Raw genomic sequence first — 25288 nt, 5'->3', positions numbered from 1 at the left:
GGAAGGGGATAGCCATGACCGTGCCCGACGTCAACCCGGCAACGCTCCCGCAGGCGGAGTTCGCCCAGGTGGTGAAGCGCAGCTCCGCCGGGGACCTGCGCCGGCTCATGACCGGCGAGCAGCGCCGGGCCGTGCTCGACGAGGTGTTCGTGCGGATGCCCGGCGTGTTCCGCGCCGACCGCGCCGGCTCGGCCAACGCGGTGCTGCACTGGAAGGTCGGAGACCGGCCGGACGGTGGCGCCGACACCTACGAGCTCGTCATCGCCGACCGCACCTGCACGCTGTCGCCCGGGCCGGACCGCACGCCGACGCTGGAGCTCAGCATCGGCGCCGTCGACTTCCTGAAGATGGTGACGGGCAACGCGAGCCCGATCGCGCTGTTCATGCTCGGCAAGATGAAGGCCAAGGGCGACATCGCGTTCACCGCCCGGGTGCCCAACCTGTTCGACGTGCCCAAGGCCTGAGCCACGGCACGACCGGCACCGGCGGCGCATGATGCACAGCGCCGCCGGTCTTTCGTGTCAGACGGCCGGTGCGCCGTCGGGCAGGCGCGCACCGATGCAGCGGGCCGCGGTGAGCGCCGCCCAGGAGACCGCAGCCACCAGCGACGCGTCGCGCGGGTCGCGGTCGCGGAACGCGCCGACGGCGCGGTCGCCGACCTGGTAGGCCGACTGCGCGGTCAGCAGGACGAGCCGGCCCACGGCCACCTCGTCGTCGGGCACGCCCGCGAGGGCCGCGTCCGCCCACGACGCCGAGACGCCCGGCGGGCTGCCGTCCCACTCGGACAGCCGCGTCAGCAGCAGGTACCGGATGCGCTCCGGCACCACGGGGACGGCCGCCTCCTCGACGGCCGCGCCGGCCCGGGCGAACGCGTCGGCGATGCGGGTCTGCCCGGCCCACGCCAGGTCCGGCGGCACGGGGGCGGGCGGCAGCAGGTCCAGCGACGGGCCGGGAGATGCCTCGCGGCGGGCGAAGGCGCCCATCATCCGCCCGGCGACCCACAGCGTGCCGCGGCGGGTGAAGGCGGGCAGCGGCGGCAGCGGCGAGGGCCGCAGGAAGACGCTGACCATCCGGTTGATGTAGTGGAAGACGACCGCGACGCCGCCGAGCTCCGGCAGCTGCTCGGCGGGGAACGGCGCCGCGCCGCGGAGGACCGGGTCGCGGGCCCAGCCGGCGATCGCGCGCAGCCGCGGGTCGGCGACGTCGTCGAGCCGGCCGGCGGTGATCGCCTGGGCGTCGGGTCCGCCGCCGAGGCCGGTGAGGGCGGCGCCGTGGATCTCGACGCAGTAGGGGCACGCGTTGGCCGCCGAGACCGCCGCGGCGACCGCCTCCTTCGTCGCGCGGGGCACGGTGCCGGTCACGAGCAGCGTCTCGCGCAGCATCGTCCAGGCGGCGGCGAGCACCGGGGGCGCCGGCGAGTGCAGCGCGACCGGCGGGGCGAGCATGCCGAAGTCGCGTTCGACCTGGCGGTACACCTGACCGACGAGACCGGTCGCGGACGACGGCTCGACGGGTGTCACGCGACCGATGTGGGGCAGCGCGATGCGACCGGCCACACGGGTGAACAGGGACACGGGAAGCCTCACAGGGGTGAAAAGGAGCCCGCCGGAAAGTGGTCCGGCGGGCTCCAGTGGCCGGAGGGGGCTAGGACCGGTTCAGCACGGGCCGCCGGGCGAAGGACTGGCCGGTGGGCGACGGCGCGCCGTAGGTGACGGCGACGCCGCGGGCCTGCAGCGCCTTGACGATGCCGGGCACCGCGCGCTCGGCGAGGGCCGAGATGGTCAGCGCCGGGTTGACCGTCAGCGCCCCGGGGACCGCGGAGCCGTCGGTCACGAAGATGCCGGGGTGGCCGCGCAGCTCGTGGGAATCGTCGAGGGCGGACGTCGCCGGGTCGTCGCCGATGCGGCACGACGCGAGCGGGTGCACGGTGTAGGCGCCGATGAGGTCGTTGGTCCACGGCGTCACCGTCGCCAGCCCGTCGCGCTCCAGGATGTCCTTGACGTCGGCGTCGGACAGGTCCCAGCCGCGCCAGGTGTTCTTCGTCGGCTTGTAGGAAAGCGGGCCGTGGCCGAGCATCTGCTGCGACATCCGGTGGGCGTTGCCGGTCTCCGGCGGCGGGCCGAACACGCCCTCGTTGTCGTCCTCGGACATCGTGAAGATGGTCAGCCACGACTTCCAGGTCCGCAGCATCTCCTTCTTCTCCACGCCGAACCAGCTGGCCGCGGACGGGTCCTTGACCTGCGCCAGGATCGTGCCGAGGCCGGGCGGGAAGTACAGCTGCTCCAGCGAGTAGCGCTCGTACTCCGGCAGCGAGCCGTCGAGCTTGTCCCAGCTGGCGACGGTGGGGCCGCGGCCGATCTGGTACGCCTCGTAGGGCACCCCGTCGCCGCGGTCCAGGCCGAGCACGTCACGGACCCGGTCCTCGTTGAAGATCGCGGTGTTGAGCCGTTCGCCGTTGCCGGAGAAGTACCGCCCGACCGCGTGCGGCATGGTGCCCAGGTCGGCCTCGGAGCGCTGGAGGATCACCGGGGTGGCGCCGGAGCCGGCGGCGACGATGACGATCTTCGCGTCGATCGCGCCCTCGTCGTGCAGGATCCGGTAGTCCTCGTCGTCGACGATGCGGTAGTGCACCCGGTAGGAGCCGTCGTCGTGCCGGGTCAGCCGCTGCACCTCGTGCAGCGGGCGGATCTGCGCGCCGTGGGCGATCGCGCCCGGCAGGTAGTTGAGCAGCAGGGAGCGCTTCGCGTCGAAGCGGCAGCCGGCCATCATCCAGTTGCAGTTGGTGCACATGCTGACGTCGACGGCGGACGGCGACGGGTTGGCGGTGCGCCCGGAGTGCGCGCACGCGGCGGCGAACAGGCCGCCGGCGTAGGGGATCTGCTCCCACCGCTGCGGCGTGATCGGCAGGGCCTCGCTGACCACGTCGTACCACGGGTCGAGGGTGTCGCGGGTGATCGCGGCCGGCCACATCCGGCGGCCGATGCTGCCGTGGCGCTCGAAGACGAACCGCGGCGCGCGGGGCATCGTGGCGAAGTAGACGACGCTGCCGCCGCCGACGCAGTTGCCGCCGAGGATGCTCATCCCGTCGCCGACGACGAAGTCGAACGCCCGCGTGTAGGACGAGCCGAGCTTGAAGTCGTGTTCGAACTCGTCGGCCTCCAGCCACGGGCCGCGCTCCAGCACGACCACCTTCGCGCCGCCGGCGGCGAGGTGGTAGGCGGTGATCGCGCCGCCGAAGCCGCTGCCGATCACCAGGACGTCGGTTGATTCCACGTACGTCATGCCGGGCTCCCGGTCGGGGTCGTGTTCGGGTGGATGGGGGCCAGCTGGCGGCCGTAGGAGAACCGCGGGAACCGCCACAGCCCGTCGGCTTCCGGGGTCGCGTAGCCGATCGCGAGCAGGCCGGGGTGGCCCGCCGCGAGCGCGTCGGTGGTGTTCATGTGCGCGGCGCTGTCGTAGGCCATGTTGCTGAACAGCGCCAGCCCGACCCAGATCTGCTTCTCCGGGTGGTCGGGGTCGGTGAGCCGCCGCACGAGCGCGGTGCGGTGCTCGAAGTCCAGCGCCACGAACGGCGGGACGTCGTCGTCGAGGGTCAGGTCGTGTTCGGCGGCGTACTCGGTGGCGTGCATGTCGAGCAGGAAGGCGAACGTGCCGAGCTGCTCGGCGAGCCCACCGGCGGACCACGTCAGCAGCTCCAGCGCGCCGGCGGCGACCGCACCGCCGCCGGGTGCCGCACCCGCGCACACCCGGTCGTCCGGAGAGCGCCGCTCCCCGGGGATGATGGTGTCCGCGTATGCCTCGATGGTCATCGCCTGGAGCGGCTCGATGTCCACATCGGACACACTTGCGGCAGTGGTGTCGGATTGCACGGCAACTCCTGACATAAGGCGAGAAGAGTTAGCCGCATCCTGCCCGTCCACGCCGCGGAAATGCATCTCCGGCCGTGCTGCGGAATTGACTGTTCTTCAATCATGCGCTGTTTGTGTCACGTCGATGTTCGGCTATGTCCAGCGGCATTGTCGCGTCGCTAATGTGGCCCACCAGCGGGGTGGCTGCGAGCGGTGCCGCCCCATGGACGACGACGGGAGGCGGTCGTGGTCATCAGTCGGGTGGCTTCCTCGGTGATCCAGCGACAGGTCAGGTACGTGACGCCGGTGTCGTTACCGGCGGCCTCCGGCGTGGTGGCGCAGGTCTACGCGCAGGTCGCCGACGAGATGCGGCTCGTGGTCCCGCCGGCGCAGCTGCACTCGCCGTCGCCGGACCTGCTCGCCGCCTACTGGATGCTCACCCGCGAGCCGCTCGCCGGGCCCACCGTCGGCCGCGACGCGAAGGAGGCGGTCGCCGCCGCCGTCGCGGTCGCCAACATCTGCCCCTACTGCGTGGAGATGCACAGCGTCGGCATGTACGACCTGACCGGCGAGCACGACGCGGAGGCGGTCGCCGGCGACCGGGTCGAGGCGATGCTCGACCCCGAGCTGCGCGCGGTGACCGCATGGGCCCGCACCGGGCACCAGCTCGACGACGCCGCACCGGAGCCGGTGGGGCTGAGCGGCGCCGAACGGGCCGAGCTGCTCGGCGTCGTCGTGGCCTTCCACTACGTGAGCCGCATGGTGAACGTGTTCCTCTCCAACTTCCTGCTGCCGCCGGGCCTCGGGCCCCGCTCGCGGCGGCGGATGAAGCAGGGCATCAGCCGGCTGCTGCGCCCGACCCTGCGCACGCCGCGCGAGGGCGGCCGGTCCGTCGGGCTGCTCGGCCCCGCGCCGATGCCGGTCGACGCGGCCTGGGCCGGCGCCAACCGGGACATCGCCGGCGCGATCGCCCGCTCCTACCAGGCATTCGAGTTCGCCGGCGCCCGGTCCCTGCCCCTTTCGGTGCGCCGGCTGGTCCTGGACCGCCTGGACGCGTGGCGCGGCGAGGACACCGGCCTGAGCACGGCGTGGTGCGAGGACCTGATCGCGGACCTGCCGGCGCACGAGCGGCCCGCCGGCCGGCTGGCGCTGCTGACGGCGCTGTCGTCCTACCAGGTCGACGAGGGCACGGTCGCCGAGTTCCGCCGGGTCGAGCCCGCCGACGCCGCGCTCGTGGACGCCGTCGCGTGGTCCGCCTTCGCCGCGTCGCGGCTGATCGGCAACCGGATGGCGGCGGCCCGCGCCGTGGCGGCGCCGTTTGTGAGCACCACCGGCAATGTAGAGGAGTCGAAGTGGCGAAAGTCGAGCTGGCACAGGGACGGCCGGGCGGCCTGAACGGCCGTTTCCACCGGGTCGGGTTGAACGTGTTCATGGTGGTGGTCCTGGCGCACTGGGCCGAGCACCTGGCGCAGGCGTACCAGATCTGGGTGCTGAACTGGCCGCTGAAGGAGTCGCGCGGCGTGCTGGGGCTGGCCTACCCGTGGCTGGTGAAGAGCGAGTGGCTGCACTACGGCTACGCGCTGGTGATGCTGGTGGCGCTGTTCGCGCTGCGGGGGGCGTTCACCGGCCGGGCCCGAACCTGGTGGACGATCGCCCTCGCGATCCAGTTCTGGCACCACATCGAGCACCTGCTGCTGTTCCTGCAGGCGCAGACCGGGCACTTCCTGTTCGGAGCGGCGGTGCCCACGAGCGTGCTGCAGACGGTGTTCCCGCGGGTGGAGCTGCACCTGTTCTACAACACCGTCGTCTTCCTGCCGATGGTGGTCGCTGTCATCCTGCACATGCGCCCGAACCGCGCGGAGGCCCAGGCGGCACCGTGCAACTGCGCCAGGCCGCTGGTCGCGGCCGGCGCCGTATGACCATGACGACGTCGAGCGGGGCCCGCGCCCGCGGGCTCCGCTCGGCCCTGCGCTCCCCGGTCGCCTGGGTGGTCGGGGCGGTCGCCGCCGCGGTCCTGGCCTTCGCGTTGCTGGCGGAGCCGGCGCCGGGCCGGCTGTCCACGATGGACCCCGCCGACGGCGCGACCGTGACCACCGCACCGACCGCGGTGACCGCGACGTTCACCGGTGAGCTCGCGACGTACGACTACCACCTGGCCGTCGCCACCGAAGGCGGGGTGCCGGTGACCACCGGCCCCGCCCGGCTGGACGGCAACATCCTCACCGTGCCCGTCGAGCTGACCGGCGGCACGTATCTCGTCGCGTACCACGTGCGGCTGGCCGGCGGCGCGGAGCTGTCCGCGGTGACCCGCTTCGGCGTCGGCGTGGCCGCCGCGCCCGTCGGCGGCGACGACCCCGCCGCCGCGGCGACGGCCGGGCACCAGCACATCAGCGACGACCCGATGAACATGGCGCTGCTCGCCGTCGACGCGGTGCTGCTGCTCGCGCTCGCGTTCGCGGTGCTGCTGCGCCTGGGACGCCGGTTGCGACGTCCCTGAGGCCGAGGCGCCCGCCTCCGGCCGGATCGATCCAGGTTTGAGGAGGCACGACCATGCCGAGCACACTCGGTTCCCTGCGGCGCCTGGTGCTGACGCCGTCGTTCAAGGAGGTCTCCTTCGCGCAGCGGGGGTTCCCGGTCGAGCCGACCGACGCGACCCGCCGGCTCGAGGCGATCCCGCAGGCGGTCCTCGTCGGCTTCGAGTGGGGCATCGACACCAGGACGCAGGCGGAGCTGGTCCAGCGGCTGGAGCTGGTGGAGCCGGAGATGCGCGGCTTCGCCTACGAGGGCGCGACGATGGCGGTCACGGTGCTCGACGCGATGGCCGGCGGCCGCGGCCACCGGGCCCGTGACCTGCTGTCCGGGCCGGCGGTGCCGCACACGTTCCTGACCTACATCGGCATCGGCTTCGCCATGGCCCGGTTGCCGCGCCCGCTGTGGAAGAAGATCCTGCCGGACCTCACCGGCACCCCGTACTACCCGACGATGAGTTGGCTCGCCGTCGACGGCTACGGCTTCGACCGCGCCTACTTCCAGACCGGACGGTGGGTGGACCGGCAGGAGCGCCTGGCGGTGTACCCGTGGCAGGGCCGCGCCGACTACTTCCAGCGCGCCTGCGACCAGGGCATCGGCCGGGCGCTGTGGTTCATCCACGGCGGGCAGGTGCCCGGCGTCGCGGCCGCGGTGGGCCGCTTCGCCGCCGACCGGCAGGCCGACCTGTGGAGCGGCGTCGGGCTGGCGGCGACGTTCGCCGGCGGCAGCGACGCGGCCGGGCTCGCCGCGCTGCGCCGTGAGGCGGGGGAGCACTGGACCCACGTCGCGCAGGGCTCGGTCTTCGCGGCCAAGGCCCGCGTCTTCTCCGGCTTCGAGCCCGAGCACACCGCGGTGGCGGTGGCGGCGCTGACCGACCTGACCGTCGCCCGGGCCGCGGAGCTCGCCGACGACGTGGCGGTGGGCGGCACCACCGTCGAGGGGGAGCTGGACTACGAGGCGTGGCGGCGCAAGATCCGTGAGGCCGTCGCCGTGCCGGCCGCGTCCGTCCGGTAGGAACCGGCACTCGCCGCGTTCAGGGAATGCAACGGTCGCAATGGCGGAGATGACGTCACCTATATAGGCCGACGACAATTTGTTGAAACGGTCTATCTGGGGGAACCCGAAATGACGATGTTTCAATCTCTCCGCCGGCGCGTCCTGACGCCAAACGTCTCGGAAACCAAAATGGATGTCCGGGGCTTTCACGTGAAGAACGCCGAGGCGCGCGACCGGCTGGAGAACGTCGGCCGTCAGTTCCTCGCCGGGTACGCGATCGCCGCCGAGGTCGGGCAGCCGGCCGAGGCGGACGCGCGGCTCGCCGACATCCCGCACGCCTACCGCGGCTTCGCCTACGAGGGCGCGGCCATGGCCTTCGCCGTCCGCGACGGGCTGCCCGTCGGCGGTCGCCGGCACGTCGAGGACTTCCTCGCCGGCCCCGCCGACGACCACATCTACATGGCGTACGTCGGCGTCGGCTGGGCGATGGCCCGGATCCCGAAGTTCCGCTGGAACACGCTGCACGCGCCGGACCCGCTGCTGCGCTGGCTGGTGCTGGACGGCTACGGCTTCCACCAGGCCTACTTCAAGACCCAGCGCTACGTGCACGAGTGCTACCAGGACGAGTCCTTCCCGTGGCCGTCGGACGGGCCGTCCTGGTACGCCGCCCGCGCCACCGACCAGGGGGTCGGACGGGCCACCTGGTTCGTGTGCGGCACCGACCCGCGGCGCGTCGTCGCCGCGTTCGACAAGTTCGACGAGCGCCGCCGCGCCGACCTGTACGCCGGGGCCGGCCTGGCCGCCACGTACGCCGGCGGCGCCGACGAGGCCGAGCTGACCTGGTTCCGCGACGCCGCCGGCCAGTACGCCCCGGACGTGGCGCAGGGCTCGGCGTTCGCGGCCGCCGCCCGCCTCCGGGCCGGGCTCGTCGTGACCCACAACGAGGTGGCGACCAGGGTGTTCTGCGAGCAGTCCGCCGCCGCCGCGGCCAAGGTGACCGACGAGGCGCTCATCGGGCTGCCCTTCGACGACGAGATCCCCGCCTACGAGATCTGGCGGCAGCGCATCAAGCACGCGCTCGTGCCGGCCACGGAAAGGTGACCTGACATGACCAACATCGCCGTGGTGGGCATGGCGTGCCGATACCCGGACGCCACGTCGCCCCGGGAGCTGTGGGAGAACGCGCTCGCGGGGCGCCGCGCGTTCCGCCAGCTGCCCGACGAACGCATGCGGCTGGACGACTACTTCGACGCCGACCCCAAGGCCCGGGACCGCTTCTACGCCCGGCTCGCCGCCGTCATCGACGGCTACGAGTTCGACCGGATCGCCTACAAGATCGCCGGCAGCACGTACCGCGCGACCGACCTCACCCACTGGCTCGCCCTGGACATCGCCGCGCTCGCGCTCGCCGACGCCGGCTTCCCGATGGCGGAGGGCCTGCCGCGCGAGCGCACCGCCGTCATCGTCGGCAACAGCCTCACCGGCGAGTTCGCCCGTGCCAACCAGATGCGGCTGCGCTGGCCGTACGTGAGCCGCATGGTGACCGCCGCGCTCAAGGCCCAGGACTGGGACGACGACCAGCTGCAGAACTTCCTGGCCGACTTCGAGGACGCGTACAAGTCGCCGTTCCCGGAGATCGACGAGGACACCCTCGCCGGCGCGCTGTCCAACACGATCGCCGGCCGGATCTGCAACCACTTCGACCTCAAGGGCGGCGGGTACACCGTCGACGGGGCCTGCTCCTCGTCGCTGCTGTCCGTCGCGACCGCGTGCAAGGCGCTCATCGACGGCGAGGCCGACGTCGCCGTCGCCGGCGGCGTCGACCTGTCCATCGACCCGTTCGAGATCATCGGCTTCGCCAAGACGGGCGCGCTCGCCACCGGCGAGATGCGCGTCTACGACCGCGGCTCCAACGGCTTCTGGCCCGGCGAGGGCTGCGGCATGGTCGTGCTCATGCGCGAGCCGGAGGCGGTCGCCGCCGGGCACCGCATCTACGCGTCCATCGCCGGCTGGGGCATCTCCTCCGACGGCAAGGGCGGCATGACCCGGCCGGAGGCCAACGGCTACAAGCTGGCCCTGCGCCGCGCGTACGAGCGGGCCGGCTTCGGCATCGAGACCGTCGCGCTGTTCGAGGGGCACGGCACCGGCACGAAGGTCGGCGACGCCACCGAGCTCACCGCCCTGTCGGAGGCCCGCCGCGAGGCGGACCCGGACGGCACGCCGGCCGCGATCAGCTCGATCAAGGGCATGATCGGCCACACCAAGGCCGCCGCCGGCGTCGCCGGGCTCATCAAGGCGTCCCTGGCCGCGTACCACCAGGTGCTGCCCCCGGCGATCGGCACCCGCGACCCGCACGAGGTGCTCACCGGCGACGCGCCCGCCCTGCGGGTGCTGCGCAAGGCCGAGGCGTGGCCGCGGGAGACGCCGGTGCGCGTCGGCGTCACCGCCATGGGCTTCGGCGGGATCAACACCCACATCGTGCTGGAGAACACCGCGCCGCGCCGCCGGGTGCCGCTGGACAGCCGCACCAAGGCGCTCGCGTCCTCGCTGCAGGACGTCGAGCTGCTGCTGGCCGACGCGGCCACCGCGCAGGAGCTGCGGGAGAAGCTCGACGAGCTCGTGCACTTCGTGCCGAAGCTCTCCTACGCGCAGCTGTCGGACCTGTCCGCCACGCTGCACAACGGGCTGCGCGACCTGCCCTACCGCGCCGCCGTCATCGCCTCCTCGCCCGACAACGCCGTGCAGAGCCTGCGCCGGCTGTGCGAGATCCTCGACGCGGGGGAGACCACCCACTTCGCCGCCGACGGCCGCAGCTTCCTCGGCCACGCCAGCGGGCCCGGCAAGATCGGGTTCCTGTTCCCCGGCCAGGGCTCCGGCCGCGGCGTCTCCGGCGGGGCACTGCGCCGCCGGTTCGCCGAGGCGGAGGAGGTGTACGTCGACGCGGCGCTGCCGGTGACCGGCGACGTCGTCGCCACCGAGGTGGCCCAGCCGCGCATCGTCACCGGCTCGATGGCCGGCCTGCGGGTCATGTCGACGCTGGGCATCGAGGCGACCGTCGCCGTCGGGCACAGCCTCGGCGAGCTCGCCGCCCTGCAGTGGGCCGGCGTGATGGACGAGGCGGCGCTGCTGCGCGTCGCCGCCCTGCGCGGGCGCACCATGTCGCAGCACAGCGCGTCGGGCACGATGGCCGGCATCGCCGCCGGGCCGGAGGCCGTCGAGACCCTCGTCGCCGGGCTGCCGGTCGTCATCGCCGGCTACAACGGGCCCAACCAGACCGTCGTCGCCGGGCCGGTCGACGCGGTGCAGACCGTCTGCGAGCGGGCCGCGGCCGCCGCCGTGCAGTGGTCCCGGCTGCACGTGTCGCACGCCTTCCACTCCCCGCTGGTCGCCCCGGCCGCGGCGGCGTTCGGCGCCGCCCTGGCCGAGGAGGACTTCTCCCCGGTCGGCCGGCGGGTCGTCTCCACCGTCACCGGCGACGTGCTCACCCGCGACACCGACGTCGCCACGCTGCTGCACCGCCAGATCACCGACCCGGTGCTGTTCAACCAGGCGGTCGAGCTGGCCGCCAAGGACATCGACCTGTTCATCGAGGTCGGTCCCGGCCGGGTGCTCAGCCACCTGGCGGCGTCGGTGACCGACGTGCCGACCGTGGCACTGGACACCGACGACGAGTCCCTCGCGGGCGTGCTGCGGGCCGTCGCGGCCGCGTACATCGTGGGCGCCGCACCGGTCGACAGCGCGCTGTTCCACGGCCGGCTCATCCGGCCGGTCTCGGTCGGCGCGACGTTCTCGTTCTTCGCCAGCCCCTGCGAGCAGGCGCCGACCGCGCCGGTGGTCCGCCGCAGGGCCGCCCTCACGGTGGTGCCGCAGCCGGCGGCCGAGCCGGTCACGCCGGCCGGCGGCGACGTGCGGGCCCCCGAGGACCGGCCGGCGGAGACCAGCGTCGAGCTGCTGCGGCGCTTCGCCGCCGACCGGGCCGAGCTGCCGATCGAGCTGGTCGGCACGAGCAGCCGCCTGCTGGACGACCTGCACCTGAGCTCGATCACCGTCGGCCAGGTGCTCAACCAGGTCGCCCAGCAGATGAACCTGCCGGTGGCGCAGCTGCCGACGAACCTCGCCACCGCGACCATCGAGGAGCTGGCCGAGGCGCTCGACACGCTCGCCGCGACCGCCCAGCACGGCGACGGCGCCGCGTCCGCGGCCGCCCAGGTCGCCGGTGCGGCACCGTGGGCCCGGCCGTGGTCGCTGGACCTCGACGAGCTGCCGCTGCCGCCGCGCACCGCGCGGCAGGACAACGGCGCCTGGCAGGTCTACGCCGACGCCGGCAACCCGCTCGCCGAGCCGCTGCGCCGCGAGCTGGAGCGCGCCGGGGTCGGCGCCGGGTTGCTGGTCTGCCTGCCCGAGCAGTGCACCGAGGAGCAGCTGCAGCTCGCGCTGCACGGCGCCAAGGCGGCGGTGACCGGCCGGGACCAGGGTCAGGGCACGGCCAAGCGGTTCGTGCTCGTGCAGCACGGCCGCGGCGCGGCCGGCCTGGCCAAGACGGTCCGGCTGGAGGCGCCGCACCTCACCACGACGGTCGTGCACGTGCCGGCGGTCCCCACCGCGGTCGGCTGGGTCGTCGCCGAGGTCGCCGCGACGAACGGCTTCGCGGAGGCGTACTACGACCTCGGCGGCGTGCGGCGGGTGCCGACGCTGCGGGCGATGCCGGTCGAGCCGGCCATCACGCACGTGCCCCTCGCGCGCACCGACGTGCTGCTCGTCACCGGCGGCGGCAAGGGCATCACCGCCGAGTGCGCCCTCGCCATGGCCAGCGACAGCGGGGCCGCGCTGGCCCTGCTCGGCCGGTCCGACCCGGCGCAGGACGCGGAGCTGTCGGCGAACCTGCGCCGCATGACCGAGCACGGCATCACCGTCCGGTACGCGCAGGCCGACGTCACCGACGCCGCCGCGGTCCGCCGGGCCGTCGCCGGGCTCACCGCGGAGCTGGGCCCGGTCACCGCCGTGCTGCACGGCGCCGGGCGCAACGAGCCCGCCTCGGTGACCAGCCTCGACATGGCCGCGTTCCGGCGCACGTTCGCCCCGAAGATCGACGGGCTGCGCGCGGTCCTCGACGCGGTCGACCCGTCCGGGCTGAAGCTGCTGGTGACGCTCGGCAGCATCATCGGCCGGGCCGGCCTGCGCGGCGAGGCGCATTACGCCACCGCCAACGAGTGGCTCGCCGACCTCACCGTGCAGACCGGCCGGGACTTCCCGAACTGCCGCAGCATCTGCATGGAGTGGTCGGTGTGGTCCGGCGTCGGCATGGGCGAGCGCCTGTCGGTGGTGGAGTCGCTGACCCGCGAGGGCGTCGTCCCCGTCACCCCCGATCAGGGCATCGCCATCCTGCGCCGGCTCCTCGCCGACCCGGAGGCCCCGTCGGTCGTCGTCATCAGCGGCCGTACGACGGGCATCGACACGGTCCGCTACGACAAGCCGGAGCTGCCGCTGCTGCGCTTCGTGGACCGGCCGCTGGTGCGCTACCACGGCGTCGAGCTGGTCTGCGAGACGGAGCTGAGCGCCGGCAGCGACCTGTACCTCGCCGACCACCTCCTCGACGGCAACCTGCTCTTCCCGGCGGTGTTCGGCATGGAGGCGATGGCCCAGGTCGCGGCCGCCGTCACCGGCAACGAGGGCGGGCCCGTCATCGAGGACGCGCGCTTCCTGCGGCCGATCGTGGTGCCGCCGGACGGCAGCACGGTCATCCGGGTCGCCGCGGTCGTCACCGCCGACGACACCGTCGAGGTCGTCATCCGCAGCGCCGAGACGCAGTTCGCCGCCGAGCACTTCCGGGCGAGGCTGCGGCTGGATCGCGGCGAGGCCCCCGACGGCCCGCCCGTGCAGGCCGACGCCATGCCGGCGGTGCCGCTGGACCCGCGCACCGAGCTCTACGACGGGGTGCTGTTCCAGGGCGGCCGGTTCCAGCGGCTGCGCTCCTACCACCGGGTCGCCGCCCGCGATGTCGACGCCGACCTGGCCGCCGACCCGGACACCCGGTGGTTCGCCGGGTACCTGCCGGACCGCCTGCTGCTCGGCGACCCCGGCGTGCGGGACGCGCTCATGCACGGCAACCAGGTCTGCGTCCCCGACGCGACCCTGCTGCCGGCGGGCGTGGAGCGCATCTACCCGGCGGGGGAGGGGCTCACGTCGGCGACCGGGCTGCGGTACTGCGCCACCGAGCGCAGCCACGACGGCGACCTGTACATCTACGACATCGCGCTGCGCGACGCCGCCGGCACCGTGGTCGAGCGGTGGGACGGCCTGCACCTGCGGGCCGTGCGCAAGCTGGACGGCCGGGGACCGTGGGTGGCGCCGCTGCTGGGCTCCTACCTGGAGCGCACCCTCGAGGACCTGGTCGGCACCAGGGTCGCGGTCGCGGTCGAGCCGGACGGTCCCGACACCGGTGAGGAGCACGTCGAGCAGCGGCGGGCCCGCACCGCACTCGCCGCCGGGCGGGTCTTCGGCCGCGCCGTCGAGGTGCGGTACCGGCCCGACGGCAAGCCGGAGGTCGACGACCCGCGCACGGTCTCCGCGGCGCACGGCGCGGGGCTGACGCTCTGCACCGCCGCCACCGGCGTGCTCGGCTGCGACCTCGAGGCGGTCACCGCCCGCACGACGCAGGAGTGGCGTGGGCTGCTCGGCCAGCACGCCGGGCTGGCGGACCTCGCCGCCGACCTGACCGGCGAGGACGCCGACACCGCGGCGACGCGGGTGTGGGCGGCCGTGGAGTGCGTGCAGAAGGCGGGCCGCTCGACCCTCGGGCCGCTGAGCCTGATGCCGTCGTCGCGGGCCGGCTGGGTCGTCTACTCGGCCGGGGACGCGTGCGTGGCGACCTTCGCCACAACCGTGCGCGGCGTCGACGGGCAGGTCGTCTTCGCGGTCCTGACCGGAGGGGAGCAGTGATGGAGTCGTACTTCGAGTACCAGCACACGGTCGGCTTCGAGGAGACCAACCTCGTCGGCAACGTGTACTACGTCAACTACCTGCGCTGGCAGGGCCGCTGCCGGGAGCTGTTCCTCAAGACGAAGGCGCCCGAGGTCCTCGCGGACCTGCAGGACGACCTGAAGCTCTTCACGCTGCGGGTCGGCTGCGAGTTCTTCGCCGAGATCACCGCGTTCGACGAGCTGTCGATCCGGATGCGGCTGGTGGAGCTGGCGCAGACCCAGATCGAGTTCAGCTTCGACTACGTGCGGGTCGGCGACGGCGGCGAGCTGCTCGTCGCCCGGGGCGGTCAGCGGGTGGCCTGCATGCGCGGGCCGAACACCAGGACGGTGCCGGCCCGTGTGCCGGAGGCGCTCGCCCGGGCGCTGGAGCCGTACACGTCGATGGCCCGGGTCTGAGGGCCTGCGCGAGCAGGAGGTGCGCGTGGACGTCCAGCCAAGGCCGCCGCTCAACGCGGTGACCGATCCGAAATCGTTGCGGCGGGCCCTGGGGGCGTTCGCCACCGGCGTCACCGTGGTGACCGTCGGCGGCAGCACACCGCACGGCATGACCGCCAACTCCTTCACCCCGGTGTCGCTCGACCCGCCGCTGGTGTCGATCTGCGTCGGGCGGCAGGCGGTCATGCACGGCACGCTCGGCGAGGTCGGCGCGTTCGCCGTGTCGGTGCTCTCCTCGGAGCAGGAGAGCCTGGCCCGGTACTTCGCCGACCGCCGCCGGCCGCTGGGCTGGCAGCAGTTCGACGTCGTCGACTGGGCGCCGGCACCGAACACGGGGGCGCCGCTCGTCGGCGGCGCCCTGGCCCACTTCGAGTGCGAGCTGTGGCGCACGTACGACGGCGGGGACCACACCATCTTCATCGGCAAGGTCCTGTCGATGCACCGCAGCGTCGACGACGAGGCGCTGCTGTTCCACTCCGGCAAGTTCCACCACCTGAGCCAGGAGCGCACCGAGGTGACGACGTGACGACGCTCGACCGCCCCCGGCTGCTGGATCCGCCCAGCAGCCCGCGGATCACCGCGATGGGCATGCTCGTGAAGATGACCCGCGACCGGATCGGCATGATGACCGACGCGGCGAAGGACTACGGCGACGCGTCCCGGCTCGCGGTCGGGCACAAGACGCTGTACTTCTTCAACCACCCCGACCACGCCAAGCACGTGCTCGCCGACAACGCCGGCAACTACCAGAAGGGCATCGGCCTGGTCCATGCCCGCCGGGCGCTCGGCGACGGCCTGCTCACCAGCGAGGGCGAGCTGTGGCGCAAGCAGCGCAAGGTGATCCAGCCGGCGTTCCAGAGCCGGCGGATCGCGGCGCAGGCCGGGGCGGTCGCGGAGGAGGGTGCCAAGCTCGTCGAGCGGCTGCGCCGGCGGGCCGGGACCGGTCCGGTCAACGTCCCGGAGGAGATGACCACGCTGACCCTCGGCGTGCTCGGCCGGACGCTGCTGGACGCCGACCTCAGCCGGTTCGGCGGGATCGGTGACTCGTTCGCCGCCGTGCAGGACCAGGCGATGTTCGAGCTGGAGACGCTCAGCGCGGTGCCGACCTGGGTGCCGCTGCCCCGGCAGCTGCGCTTCCGCCGGGCCCGCCGGAGCCTGGAGGCGATCGTCGACGAGCTGGTCGGCGGCCGGCGGGCCCGCACCGAGGACCGCGACGACGTGCTGTCGCGGCTCATCGTCTCGGCTGACGCCGAGCCGGACCCGGCCGTCGGCCGCGAGCGGCTGCGCGACGAGCTCGTCACGCTGCTGCTCGCCGGGCACGAGACGACCGCTAGCACGCTCAGCTGGGCGCTGTACCTCATCGGCGAGCACCCGGAGGTGCGGCAGCGGCTGCGCGAGGAGGCCGTCGCGGTGCTCGGCGACCGGCTGCCGGTCTTCGAGGACCTGCACCAGCTGCGGTACACCTCGATGGTCCTCGAGGAGGTCATGCGGCTCTACCCGCCGGTGTGGCTGCTGCCGCGCAAGGCCCTCGCGGCCGACGAGGTCGGCGGCTACCGGGTGCCGGCCGGCGCCGACGTGCTCGTGTCCCCGTTCACGCTGCACCGGCACCCGGACTTCTGGCCGGAGCCGGAGCGCTTCGACCCGGAGCGGTTCGACCCGCAGCGCCCGACCGGCACGGCGGAGCGGCCCCGGTACGCGTACATCCCGTTCGGCGCCGGGCCGCGGTTCTGCGTCGGCAACCACCTCGGCATGATGGAGGCGGCGTTCGTGCTCGCGCTGCTGTGCCGGGACCTGAAGCTGGAGAAGGTGCCCGGCCACCGGGTGGTCCCCGAGCCGATGCTGTCGCTGCGCATCCGCGGCGGCCTGCCGATGACGGTGACCGCCGTCCGCTGACCGAGTGTCCAATGTGGACGCCCGCCGGAGCTGTTGCTCCGGCGGGCGTTTCGCTGTGCGCAAGGGGTGCGCCGATAGCGTCCCACTAGGGCGTGGCTAGGGCGAGAGATCGACGAACGCCGTTGAGCATTTGCCGAGAAGACTTTGCTGCGGCCCGCCGCAACGATAGCGATAGTTCGATGGATCGAGCCGCGGGAGCGGCGGTCCTCGACCAGCCTGCGGGATCTCCGCCGGTCAATCAGGCAGGTGTCCGGCCGCGCATCCGCGGGCGACATGCCGTCGACCTCAAGGGGGAACTGTGCCACCGCAACCTGTCGGCGTCCTGCGCCGGCTCATCCCAGGCGCCTTCGTCCTGGTGCTCGTCGCCGCGTTGTACGTGGCGGCCCAGCTGCCCGAGGCGTCGGCGGCGACACGCAACGCCATCGCCAACCGATACGCGTTCACCGAGCTGCAGATCGCGCTGCCGCCGGGCCTGCCGCAGCACACGGTGCGTCAGGTCAACCCGAAGTACGAGCACATCAGGGCCTGGATCTCCTCGGTCGGCGCCGCCGTCGCGGTCAACGACATCGACGGCAACGGCCGGTCCAACGACCTGTGTCTCGTCGACACCCGCAGCGACTCGGCGATCGTCACGCCGGCGCCGCAGGGCGGGGCGACCTACGCGCCGTTCGTGCTGAACCCGGCGCCGCTGCCGACCAGCGCCACGATGGCGCCGATGGGCTGCGTGCCCGGCGACTACAACGCCGACGGCTGGACCGACCTGCTCGTCTACTACTGGGGCCGCACGCCGGTGCTGTACATGCACAAGCCCGGTGCCACCACGCTGGAGATGGCCGCGTTCCGGCCCACCGAGCTGGTCGCCGCGTCGAACACCGCGGCCGGCGGCTACGGCGGCCCGCTGTGGAACACCAACGCGGTGAACGTCGCCGACTTCGACGGCGACGGCCACGTGGACATCGGCGTGTTCAACTACTTCCCCGACACCCAGGTGCTCGACCCGCAGGGTGACCCCAACGTGCAGATGAACCACTCGATGTCGCGGGCGGAGAACGCCGGCGGCGCGCACGTGCTGCACTGGGAGGCCGCCAGCAGCGGCGACGAGCCCAGCGTCACGTACGTGGAGCAGAAGGCGATCCCGCCGTCGGCCGCGACCGGCTGGACGCTCGGGGCCGGCTCCGCGGACCTGGACGGCGACCTGCGCCCGGAGCTGTACCTCGCCAACGACTTCGGCCGGGACCGCTTCTTCCGCAACGTCTCCACCCCGGGGCAGATCAAGTTCGCCCTCGTCGAGGGGGAGCGCGGCGCCTTCACGCCGAAGTCCCTCGTCGTCGGGCACGACTCCTTCAAGGGCATGTCGATCGAGTTCAGCGACCTGTCCGGCGACGGGCAGTTCGACATGTTCATCAGCAACATCACCACCAGCTGGGGGCTGGAGGAGAGCAACCTCTACTACCAGAACACCGCGGCGAACCCGGCGAAGGCCGCCACGGCGCTCAAGGACGGCCGGGCGCCGTTCGAGAACAAGGCCGCCTCGGCGAACATCGCCTGGGTCGGCTGGGGCTGGGACGCCAAGGCCGCCGACTTCGACAACAGCGGCCGGCTGTCGCTGGTGCAGACCACCGGCTTCGTCAAGGGCCAGATCAACCGCTGGTCGTGGCTGCAGGAGCTGGCGATGACCAACGACCTGCTGCTGCAGGAGCCGCAGATGTGGCCGAACGCGAAGCCCGGTGACGACATCGCCGGCTCGCAGCCGTTCGCGTTCTGGGCCAAGGAGCCCAACGGCCGCTACGTCAACGTCGCCAAAGAGCTCGGCATGACGTCCGACATCCCGAGCCGCGGCGTCGCGGTCGCCGACGTCGACGGCGACGGCGCCCAGGACTTCGCCATCGCCCGGCAGTGGGGCGCCCCGTCCTACTACCGCAACACCAAGGCCGGCAGCGGCGAGTACCTCAGCCTCAACCTGTACCGCCCGGCGACCGGTGGCGTCTCCGCGACCGGTGGCCTGCCCGGCGCGCCCGCCTACGGCGCCCAGGTGCGCGTCACCACCGCCGACGGCCGCACCCAGGTGTCGCAGCTCGACGGCGGCGGCGGGCACTCCGGCAAGCGCGGCTTCCAGCAGCACTTCGGGCTCGGCGCCAACCAGGGCAAGCCGGTCTCGGCCGAGGTGTGCTGGCTCGACAACACCGGTGCCATGCACATGCAGACGCTGCAGCTGAGCCCCGGCCAGCACACCCTCATGTTGACCACGCAAGCCCAGGAGGTGCAGCCGTCATGACCGACGTGCAGCCCCGCGTCAAGCTCCCGACCGAGGCGCCGGTCTCACCGGCCGTAGCGGTTCCCACCAAGGCGACGGTGACGGTGTCGACCCCGTCGGGCGCGCCACCGCGCATCGACGGGCGCGACCCGCGGTATCTCGCACTGCGCAACTTCGCGATCTCCATGAGCATCTTCAACATCCTCGGCTACACCGTGCTCGGCTTCGAGCAGCCGTGGACGTGGCCGCTGTTCTCCCTCGCCATCGGCTACTCGACGGAGCTCGTCGTGGAGTGGATCGCGGCGAAGGCGGAGCGGCGCGCCCCCGGCTACTCCGGCCACGGCGGCTGGGGCCTGTACACGTTCCTGCTGCCGTCGCACATCACCGCGCTCGCGGCGAACATGCTGCTGTACGCCAACGACGTGTACTGGCCGATCGCCTTCGCCGTCGTCGTGGCCGTCGGGCAGAAGGTGCTGTTCCGCGCCCCGATCAAGGGCCGGCTGCGGCACTTCATGAACCCGTCGAACTTCGGCATCACCGTCACGCTGGTGCTGTTCGGCTGGGTCAACGTGGCGCCGCCGTACCACTTCACCGAGCACGTCCCGGACGTGATCCGCATCGTGGTGCCGACCGTCATCCTCACCGCGGGCACGATCCTCAACTCGCTGCTGACCAAGCGGGTCGCGCTCATCGTCGGCTGGGTCGGCGCGTTCGTCATCCAGGCGCTGATCCGGCACTACGTGTGGGACGTCGCGCTGTGGGCGGCGCTCGGCCCGATGACGGGCGTCGCGTTCATCCTCTTCACCAACTACATGATCACCGACCCGGGCACCACCCCGACGTCGGGCAAGGCGCAGTTCATGTTCGGCTCCAGCGTCGCGTTCGTCTACGGCGCGCTGCTGCTGGCCAACGTGGTCTACACGCTGTTCTTCGCCGTCACCATCGTCTGTGCCGCCCGCGGCCTGTTCTGGTGGGCGAAGTGGCTGAAGGACCGCCGGACGACCGTCATCACCACCTGAGGCACCACGCCGGTCGGCGCGGGGACAACGGCGTCCCCGCGCCGGCCGCGTTCCTTGTCGTCCACAGTGGAGGGTACGTGACATCCACCCAGCTGCGGACCGGCGTCACGCCGGGCCCGCACCTCGCTCTCCGACGCGCCCGCAACGGCCGGGTCGTCCTGTTCAGCATCCTGGCCGGCATCGCGCTGGCGGTGCTCTGGTCCTACGAGTTCGTCGACTCGGTCATCGGCGACAACGTCGCCAACAACCTGCTCGGCCACGACGCGAAGAAGACCGCCATCGCCGGCACCACCGCCGGCCTGGTCTTCGCGTTCGTGTCCGGGCTCGCCGGCACCTTCACCGCCTGCAACATCGCGATGGCGGCGTCCGTCGGCCCGCTGTCACAGGCCGGCGCCGGCCAGCGCGGCGGCCCGCTGCGGCGGCTGCTGCGCCCGCTCGGGTGGCTCACCGTCGGCATGGTGGCGGTGTCGGCGGTGTACGGCTTCGTCGGGGTCCTGCTCGGCGACCGGCTGCCGCAGCTGTCCACCGACAAGGTCGGCGACGTGCCGGTCCGGCTCCTGCAGTCCTCGGTCGTCTTCGGCCTCATCGGTCTCGCCCTGATCTACCTGGGCCTGGCCGCGCTCGGCGTCCTGCCGGACCTGTTCCGCGACCGGCCCACCGCCCGCGTCGTCGTCCTCGGCGGCCTCGTCGGCGGCTTCCTCATCGGCCGGCCGTACCCGTTGTTCAACAAGCTCTTCCACTACGCGGCGGACACCGACAACCCGCTCTACGGCTCGCTCGCCTTCGTGCTGCAGTCGGTGGGCAACGTCGTCTTCGTCGCGGCCGTATTCGCCGTCGTCGTGCTCCTCACCCGGGGGCGCTTCCTGTCGTGGCTCGGCGCGAGCCCGCGGCGGGCCGCCGTGGTGACGGGCAGCCTGCTCGTCGCGCTCGGCGTGTTCAACGTCGTGTACTGGGACGTCCGCCTGCCGGCGATGTTCGGCATCGGATGGTTCCCCACCATGTGGTACAACGCCTGACCTCTCACGTTCCTTCGTGCACTCGGGGTCGCGTCCGCGGCCCCGAATACGACTTCCGCGGATGGTGACCCATGACCGTCGTCGTGCTCCAGGACCGCTGGCAGCAGACCCGCGCCGCCGTCACGGACACGGGCCGGCGCTTCGAGTCGCTGGTCAACTGGGCTCCCGACCCCGCGGCGATGGCGACCGCGGAGTGGTCCATCGCCGACTCCGCCGCCCACGTGCTGTCCATCGCCAAGCTGTGCCTGCTGCTGCTGGACCCCGATGCGCCGCCGCCGCCCGTGCCGGGCCTGCGCGAGCTGCTCTCCGGCACTAACGTGGACACCGTGGCGGACACCAACTCCCACGTCATGCGCCACCTCACCGAGCGCGACCCGAGGGTCGTCACGCGCGAGCTGCGCACCGCGATCGAGCGCATCCTGCTCGTCACCCGCGACGCCGACCCGGCCTCGACCGTCACGTGGCTGGGCGACGCCCAGGTCACCGTCGCCGGCGTGCTCGCCCACCTCGTCAACGAGATGCTGGTGCACGGCTGGGACATGGCGCGCGCGGCCCGGCTGCCGTGGCCGATGCCCGACGCCGACGCCGCCCTTTTCTTCGAGCTGTTCCTCGTCGACATGATCCGCAACTCGTACGGCGCGCTGCTCAACGAGTCGGTCCGCATGCCCCGGCACCGCATCGCCGTCGAGTTCCGCTCGGTGCACACCCCGACGGCCATCCTGCAGCTGCACGAGGGCCGAGTCAGCGTGGCGCCGCCCGGCGACCCCTACGACGTCAGCCTCACCTTCCGCCCGGCGCGCTTCAACCTCATGCTCTTCGGCCGCATCAGCGCCCTGCGCGCCGCCGCCGGCCGGGACGTGGTGGTCGGCGGACCGCGTCCGTGGCGGCTGCGGTCGTTCCTGCGCGTCGTACACATGCCGAACAACGCCAAACCGTGAGGCCCAGGTCCGCACAGCAGCGGAAGCCAGCGTGACCCCGGAATCGAAGAATAGGTGCAGATCCGCTCATCCACGGAGGTTGCAATGGCATTCGAGCAGGACCGGACGCAGACCCACGCCGGGTGGAGTCAGGACCACACCGAGATCTACGATCTCGTCTTCCGCAGCCGCGGCAAGAGCTTCGAGGCCGAGGCCGACGACATCGCCGCGCACGTGCGCGCCCGCCACCCCGGCGCCGCCACCCTGCTCGACGTCGCCAGCGGCACCGGCTCGCACCTGGTGCGCTACGCCCAGCTGTTCGAGCACGTCGAGGGCGTCGAGCTGGCCCCCGCGATGCGCGTCGTCGCCCAGCGCAAGCTGCCCGGCGTCGCGGTGCACGCCGGCGACATGCGCGATTTCGACCTCGGCCGCACGTTCGACGCGGTCGTGTGCCTCGGCAACTCGGTCGCCTGCATGGCCTCCACCGCCGAGCTCGACACCGCGATCGCCCGGATGGCCGCGCACGTGGCGCCCGGCGGGGTCCTGATCGTGGAGCCCGGCTGGTTCCCCGAGCAGTTCCTCGACGGCTACGTCGGCGGGCACCTGGTCCGCGAGCCCGGCCGGGTCATCTCCCGGGTCACCCACTCGACCCGCGAGGGCCTCGCCACCCGGGTCGAGATCCGCTTCACCGTCGCCACGTCCGAGGGCGGCATCAAGGAGTGGACCGACTACTTCTACATGAACCTCTTCACCCGCGAGGAGTACACCGCCGCGTTCGAGAAGGCGGGCTGCGCGGTGGAGTTCCTCGACATCCCGTGGCGGCTCGGCACCGACCCGCACAACGCCCCCGGCCTGTTCGCCGGCGTGCGCAAGTAGGGCAGGCGCCGTGACCTTCGTCGCCCCCCTGACCTCGCACGTGATGGTGGGGTTCATCGTCGGGCTGGGGGTGCTGCTGCTGACCGCGTGGCTGCTCGGCCGGCTCGCCGAGCGGTGCCGGATGCCGGCCGTGGTCGGTGAGCTCACGGCCGGCGTCCTCATCGGCCCGTCGGTGCTCGGCCACCTCGCGCCGGGCGTCACCGAGCGGCTCTTCACCGGCTCGCCGGAGCAGATGCACGTCATCGACGCCGTCGGTCAGGTCGGCGTGCTGCTGCTCGTCGCCGTCACCGGCACGCACCTGGACCCGTCGCTGCTGCGGCGGGTCCGTGCCACGGCGGTCACCGTCAGCCTCGGCGGGCTGCTGCTCCCGCTCGCCGCCGGCATCGCGCTCGGGTACGTGCTGCCGGTGCCCGTCGTGCCGGGCGGCCCCGGCGACCGCACCGTGTTCGCGCTGTTCCTCGGCGTCGCGATGTGCGTGTCGGCGATCCCGGTGATCGCCAAGACCCTCACCGACATGCGCCTGCTGCACCGCAACATCGGGCAGCTCACGCTCGCCGCCGCGTTCATCGACGACGCCCTCGGCTGGCTGCTGCTGTCGGTGGTCGCGGCGGCCGCGACGGCCGGGGTCAGTGCCGGCACCGTGACGGCCTCGGTGCTGTACCTGGTGGGCTTCCTCCTCTTCGCCGCCACCCTCGGCCGGGTGATGGTGCGCAAGGTGATGACGGCCGTCGCGGACCGGCCCGCGGACACCCCGACGGTCGCGACGGCGGTCATCCTCGTGCTGTTCGGCGCCGCGACCACCCTCGCCCTGGGCATGGAGCCGGTCTTCGGGGCGTTCGTGGCCGGCCTGCTGATCACCGGCGCCCGCACCGCCCAGCCGAAGCTGGCCGGGCTGCGCACCGTCGTCACCGGGGTCCTGGCCCCGCTGTTCCTGGCCACCGCGGGGCTGCGGATGGACCTGACGGCGCTGGCCCGCCCGCAGGTGGCCCTGACGGCCGCGGTGGTGCTGGCGGTGGCGATCGTGGGCAAGTTCGTCGGCGCGTACCTCGGTGCCCGGCTGCGGAAGCTCACCCGCTGGGAGGCCCTCGCCCTCGGCGCCGGGATGAACTCCCGCGGCGTCATCGAGGTGATCGTGGCGCTGACCGGGCTGCGCCTCAAGGTGCTCGACACCGCCGGCTACACGGTGATCGTGCTGGTCGCGATCGTCACGTCGGTCGTCGCGCCGCCGCTGCTGCGGCACGCCATGAACCGCATCGCCGGCACCGAGGACGAGCGCCTGCGCGAGATCGACCACGACACGTGGAGCGGCCTCACCCCGGTCAACGCCTCGCCGTCCGGTCCGTCACAGTCCACTGTGGAGCGACGAACGGACGAGTAGCGTCCACAAAGGACCGCACGAGCAAGGATGCGGCCGTGGACATGGGCGCCGGACGATGGTTGGCATGACCACCGGGATCCAGGACACCAAGCATCTGCTCGCCGGTCAGGACGTCGGCGACTACGTGGCGGCCTGCACGACACCGCCGGGGCAGGCCGTCACGGGGCTCATCGCCCGCGCCGGCGAGCTCGGCGACGAGGCCGGGATGATGGCGACCGCCGCGCAGACGACGCTGCTGACGATGCTCGCCCGGCTGGTGCCGGCGCGGCTGGCCGTCGACATCGGCACCTTCACCGGGCTGTCCGCGCTCGCCCTCGCCGAAGGTGTCGGCGCCGGCGGCCGGGTCGTCACCTGCGACGTGTCCGACCGGTGGCTGCCCCTGGCGCGCGAACACTGGGAGAAGGCCGGGGTCGCGGACCGCATCGACTTCCGGCTCGGCGCCGCCGGGCGGACCCTCGCCGGGTTCGAGCCCGGCAGCGTCGACCTCGTCTTCGTCGACGCGGACAAGATGAGCTACCCCCGCTACCACGCGCTCGCGGTGCCGCTGCTGCGCCCGGGCGGGCTGCTCGTCGCCGACAACGTGCTGCTCGACGGCTGGGTCGTCGACCCCTCCCGGGCCGACACCCCCGCGCAGCGGCGGTGCGCCGAGACCCTGCGCGCCTTCAACGCCGCGCTCGCCGCCGACGAGCGCCTCGACGCCGTGATGCTGCCGCTCGCCGACGGTCTGACGATCGCGCGCAAGCGGTAGCGGGACGACGAACGGCGTGCACACCCCGGGGTGTGCACGCCGTTTCGTGTTGCCGTCCGCGTCTGTCGCTTGTGGACGCCGCTCAGCTCGTCAGCGCGACGACGGCCTTCGTGAACGTGGCCAGGTCCGGGTCCTCGAACAGCAGCCCGAAGTCGACGGTGACGCCGAGCTCGTCCTCCAGCCGGCCGACGATGCGGACCGCCGAGATGGACTGGCCGTGCAGCTCGAAGAAGGTCAGGTGCTGCCCGCCCTCGGGCATGCCGAGAACGTCCCGCCACACCTCTTCGACGCGCTGCTCGACGACGGACGGATCTGCCGCGCCAGTGTTCTGCACCATGGGACGTGCTCCTTCCAGGCAGGTGACTCCCCGCTCATCGTCGGCACCGCGGCCATCGACGC

21 protein-coding genes are annotated in these 25288 nt (G+C 72.8%); 17 read left to right on the top strand and 4 right to left on the bottom strand.

Features of this window, described 5'->3' with window-relative positions; translation table 11 throughout:
* The first annotated feature begins 14 nt into the window (after window positions 1-14).
* Window positions 15-464, top strand: a complete 450-nt coding sequence (locus AB0J72_RS20535) for an SCP2 sterol-binding domain-containing protein (protein ID WP_344508720.1) — start codon at window positions 15-17, stop codon at window positions 462-464.
* 57 nt (window positions 465-521) lie between these two features.
* Here the strand turns inward: AB0J72_RS20535 and AB0J72_RS20530 are convergent, their stop codons facing one another.
* From AB0J72_RS20530 to AB0J72_RS20520, 3 genes are all read right to left on the bottom strand, one after another.
* Entirely contained in the window at window positions 522-1520 is a 999-nt protein-coding gene (locus tag AB0J72_RS20530) for a carboxymuconolactone decarboxylase family protein (RefSeq protein WP_363400912.1), read from the bottom strand.
* Between the two features lie 124 nt (window positions 1521-1644).
* A complete protein-coding gene (locus AB0J72_RS20525; protein WP_363400910.1) occupies window positions 1645-3282 on the bottom strand; it encodes a GMC family oxidoreductase in 1638 nt (545 codons plus the stop codon).
* A complete protein-coding gene (locus AB0J72_RS20520) occupies window positions 3279-3809 on the bottom strand; it encodes a DUF5987 family protein (RefSeq protein ID WP_363401099.1) in 531 nt (176 codons plus the stop codon). Before AB0J72_RS20520 ends, AB0J72_RS20525 begins: the two co-directional genes overlap by 4 nt.
* Before the next feature lie 285 nt (window positions 3810-4094).
* Here AB0J72_RS20520 and AB0J72_RS20515 point away from each other — a divergent pair, with 285 nt between their 5' ends.
* The 16 genes from AB0J72_RS20515 (at window position 4095) to AB0J72_RS20440 (ending at window position 24889) form a co-directional block, all read left to right on the top strand.
* A complete protein-coding gene (locus AB0J72_RS20515; RefSeq protein ID WP_363400908.1) occupies window positions 4095-5243 on the top strand; it encodes a carboxymuconolactone decarboxylase in 1149 nt (382 codons plus the stop codon).
* Window positions 5201-5767: a hypothetical protein gene (locus AB0J72_RS20510; protein WP_363400906.1), complete on the top strand. Its 567-nt coding sequence runs from the start codon at window positions 5201-5203 to the stop codon at window positions 5765-5767. The genes AB0J72_RS20515 and AB0J72_RS20510 overlap by 43 nt, the downstream gene beginning before the upstream one ends.
* 2 nt (window positions 5768-5769) lie before the next feature.
* Entirely contained in the window at window positions 5770-6345 is a 576-nt protein-coding gene (locus AB0J72_RS20505; protein ID WP_363400904.1) for a copper resistance protein CopC, read from the top strand.
* A gap of 53 nt (window positions 6346-6398) precedes the next feature.
* On the top strand, window positions 6399-7391 hold the full coding sequence (locus AB0J72_RS20500; RefSeq protein ID WP_363400902.1) for a DUF1702 family protein: 993 nt from the start codon (window positions 6399-6401) through the stop codon (window positions 7389-7391).
* Between the two features lie 111 nt (window positions 7392-7502).
* A complete protein-coding gene (locus AB0J72_RS20495; RefSeq protein WP_363400900.1) occupies window positions 7503-8474 on the top strand; it encodes a DUF1702 family protein in 972 nt (323 codons plus the stop codon).
* A gap of 6 nt (window positions 8475-8480) precedes the next feature.
* Entirely contained in the window at window positions 8481-14312 is a 5832-nt protein-coding gene (locus AB0J72_RS20490) for a type I polyketide synthase (RefSeq protein WP_363400898.1), read from the top strand.
* Window positions 14312-14749, top strand: coding sequence for an acyl-CoA thioesterase (locus tag AB0J72_RS20485; protein WP_360565902.1), 438 nt, complete (start codon window positions 14312-14314; stop codon window positions 14747-14749). Before AB0J72_RS20490 ends, AB0J72_RS20485 begins: the two co-directional genes overlap by 1 nt.
* Before the next feature lie 25 nt (window positions 14750-14774).
* Window positions 14775-15314 (top strand): flavin reductase family protein, encoded by a 540-nt coding sequence (locus AB0J72_RS20480; protein WP_344508702.1) that lies wholly within the window; start codon window positions 14775-14777, stop codon window positions 15312-15314.
* Between the two features lie 20 nt (window positions 15315-15334).
* Window positions 15335-16681: a cytochrome P450 gene (locus AB0J72_RS20475; protein WP_363401097.1), complete on the top strand. Its 1347-nt coding sequence runs from the start codon at window positions 15335-15337 to the stop codon at window positions 16679-16681.
* 298 nt (window positions 16682-16979) lie between these two features.
* The gene (locus AB0J72_RS20470; protein WP_363400895.1) at window positions 16980-18956 is read left to right on the top strand and encodes a CRTAC1 family protein; all 1977 of its coding nucleotides are present in this window, start codon (window positions 16980-16982) and stop codon (window positions 18954-18956) included.
* A complete protein-coding gene (locus AB0J72_RS20465; RefSeq protein WP_363400893.1) occupies window positions 18953-19954 on the top strand; it encodes an enediyne biosynthesis protein in 1002 nt (333 codons plus the stop codon). Before AB0J72_RS20470 ends, AB0J72_RS20465 begins: the two co-directional genes overlap by 4 nt.
* 77 nt (window positions 19955-20031) lie before the next feature.
* Window positions 20032-20970, top strand: coding sequence for a hypothetical protein (locus tag AB0J72_RS20460; protein WP_363400891.1), 939 nt, complete (start codon window positions 20032-20034; stop codon window positions 20968-20970).
* 71 nt (window positions 20971-21041) lie between these two features.
* Window positions 21042-21908 carry a maleylpyruvate isomerase N-terminal domain-containing protein gene (locus AB0J72_RS20455; protein ID WP_363400889.1) on the top strand — a complete coding sequence of 289 codons (867 nt, stop codon included), beginning with the start codon at window positions 21042-21044 and terminating at the stop codon, window positions 21906-21908.
* Window positions 21909-21992: 84 nt separating this feature from the next.
* The gene (locus AB0J72_RS20450) at window positions 21993-22763 is read left to right on the top strand and encodes a class I SAM-dependent methyltransferase (RefSeq protein ID WP_363400887.1); all 771 of its coding nucleotides are present in this window, start codon (window positions 21993-21995) and stop codon (window positions 22761-22763) included.
* A gap of 10 nt (window positions 22764-22773) precedes the next feature.
* Window positions 22774-24141: a cation:proton antiporter gene (locus AB0J72_RS20445; RefSeq protein WP_363400885.1), complete on the top strand. Its 1368-nt coding sequence runs from the start codon at window positions 22774-22776 to the stop codon at window positions 24139-24141.
* A gap of 64 nt (window positions 24142-24205) precedes the next feature.
* Complete coding sequence (locus AB0J72_RS20440) at window positions 24206-24889, top strand: O-methyltransferase (protein ID WP_363400882.1); 684 nt, start codon at window positions 24206-24208, stop codon at window positions 24887-24889.
* Window positions 24890-24971: 82 nt separating this feature from the next.
* On the opposite strand, the gene AB0J72_RS20435 is transcribed toward AB0J72_RS20440, so the two are convergent.
* The gene (locus AB0J72_RS20435; RefSeq protein WP_344508689.1) at window positions 24972-25226 is read right to left on the bottom strand and encodes a phosphopantetheine-binding protein; all 255 of its coding nucleotides are present in this window, start codon (window positions 25224-25226) and stop codon (window positions 24972-24974) included.
* Window positions 25227-25288 lie beyond the last annotated feature (62 nt).

It is taken from the genome of Dactylosporangium sp. NPDC049742, from assembly GCF_040674675.1.
Lineage (GTDB): Bacteria > Actinomycetota > Actinomycetes > Mycobacteriales > Micromonosporaceae > Dactylosporangium > Dactylosporangium maewongense.
This window is presented reverse-complemented; position numbering and strand designations above follow the sequence as displayed.

Excerpts from the sequence above, each read along its gene's own strand:
- AB0J72_RS20495 (WP_363400900.1), top strand. The coding sequence starts at position 7,503 with ATGACGATGTTTCAATCTCTCCGCCGGCGCGTCCTGACGCCAAACGTC.
- AB0J72_RS20520 (WP_363401099.1), bottom strand. The coding sequence starts at position 3,809 with ATGACCATCGAGGCATACGCGGACACCATCATCCCCGGGGAGCGGCGC.
- AB0J72_RS20525 (WP_363400910.1), bottom strand. The coding sequence starts at position 3,282 with ATGACGTACGTGGAATCAACCGACGTCCTGGTGATCGGCAGCGGCTTC.
- AB0J72_RS20485 (WP_360565902.1), top strand. The coding sequence starts at position 14,312 with ATGGAGTCGTACTTCGAGTACCAGCACACGGTCGGCTTCGAGGAGACC.
- AB0J72_RS20535 (WP_344508720.1), top strand. The coding sequence starts at position 15 with ATGACCGTGCCCGACGTCAACCCGGCAACGCTCCCGCAGGCGGAGTTC.
- AB0J72_RS20440 (WP_363400882.1), top strand. The coding sequence starts at position 24,206 with ATGACCACCGGGATCCAGGACACCAAGCATCTGCTCGCCGGTCAGGAC.
- AB0J72_RS20435 (WP_344508689.1), bottom strand. The coding sequence starts at position 25,226 with ATGGTGCAGAACACTGGCGCGGCAGATCCGTCCGTCGTCGAGCAGCGC.
- AB0J72_RS20455 (WP_363400889.1), top strand. The coding sequence starts at position 21,042 with ATGACCGTCGTCGTGCTCCAGGACCGCTGGCAGCAGACCCGCGCCGCC.
- AB0J72_RS20465 (WP_363400893.1), top strand. The coding sequence starts at position 18,953 with ATGACCGACGTGCAGCCCCGCGTCAAGCTCCCGACCGAGGCGCCGGTC.
- AB0J72_RS20500 (WP_363400902.1), top strand. The coding sequence starts at position 6,399 with ATGCCGAGCACACTCGGTTCCCTGCGGCGCCTGGTGCTGACGCCGTCG.
- AB0J72_RS20490 (WP_363400898.1), top strand. The coding sequence starts at position 8,481 with ATGACCAACATCGCCGTGGTGGGCATGGCGTGCCGATACCCGGACGCC.
- AB0J72_RS20505 (WP_363400904.1), top strand. The coding sequence starts at position 5,770 with ATGACGACGTCGAGCGGGGCCCGCGCCCGCGGGCTCCGCTCGGCCCTG.
- AB0J72_RS20450 (WP_363400887.1), top strand. The coding sequence starts at position 21,993 with ATGGCATTCGAGCAGGACCGGACGCAGACCCACGCCGGGTGGAGTCAG.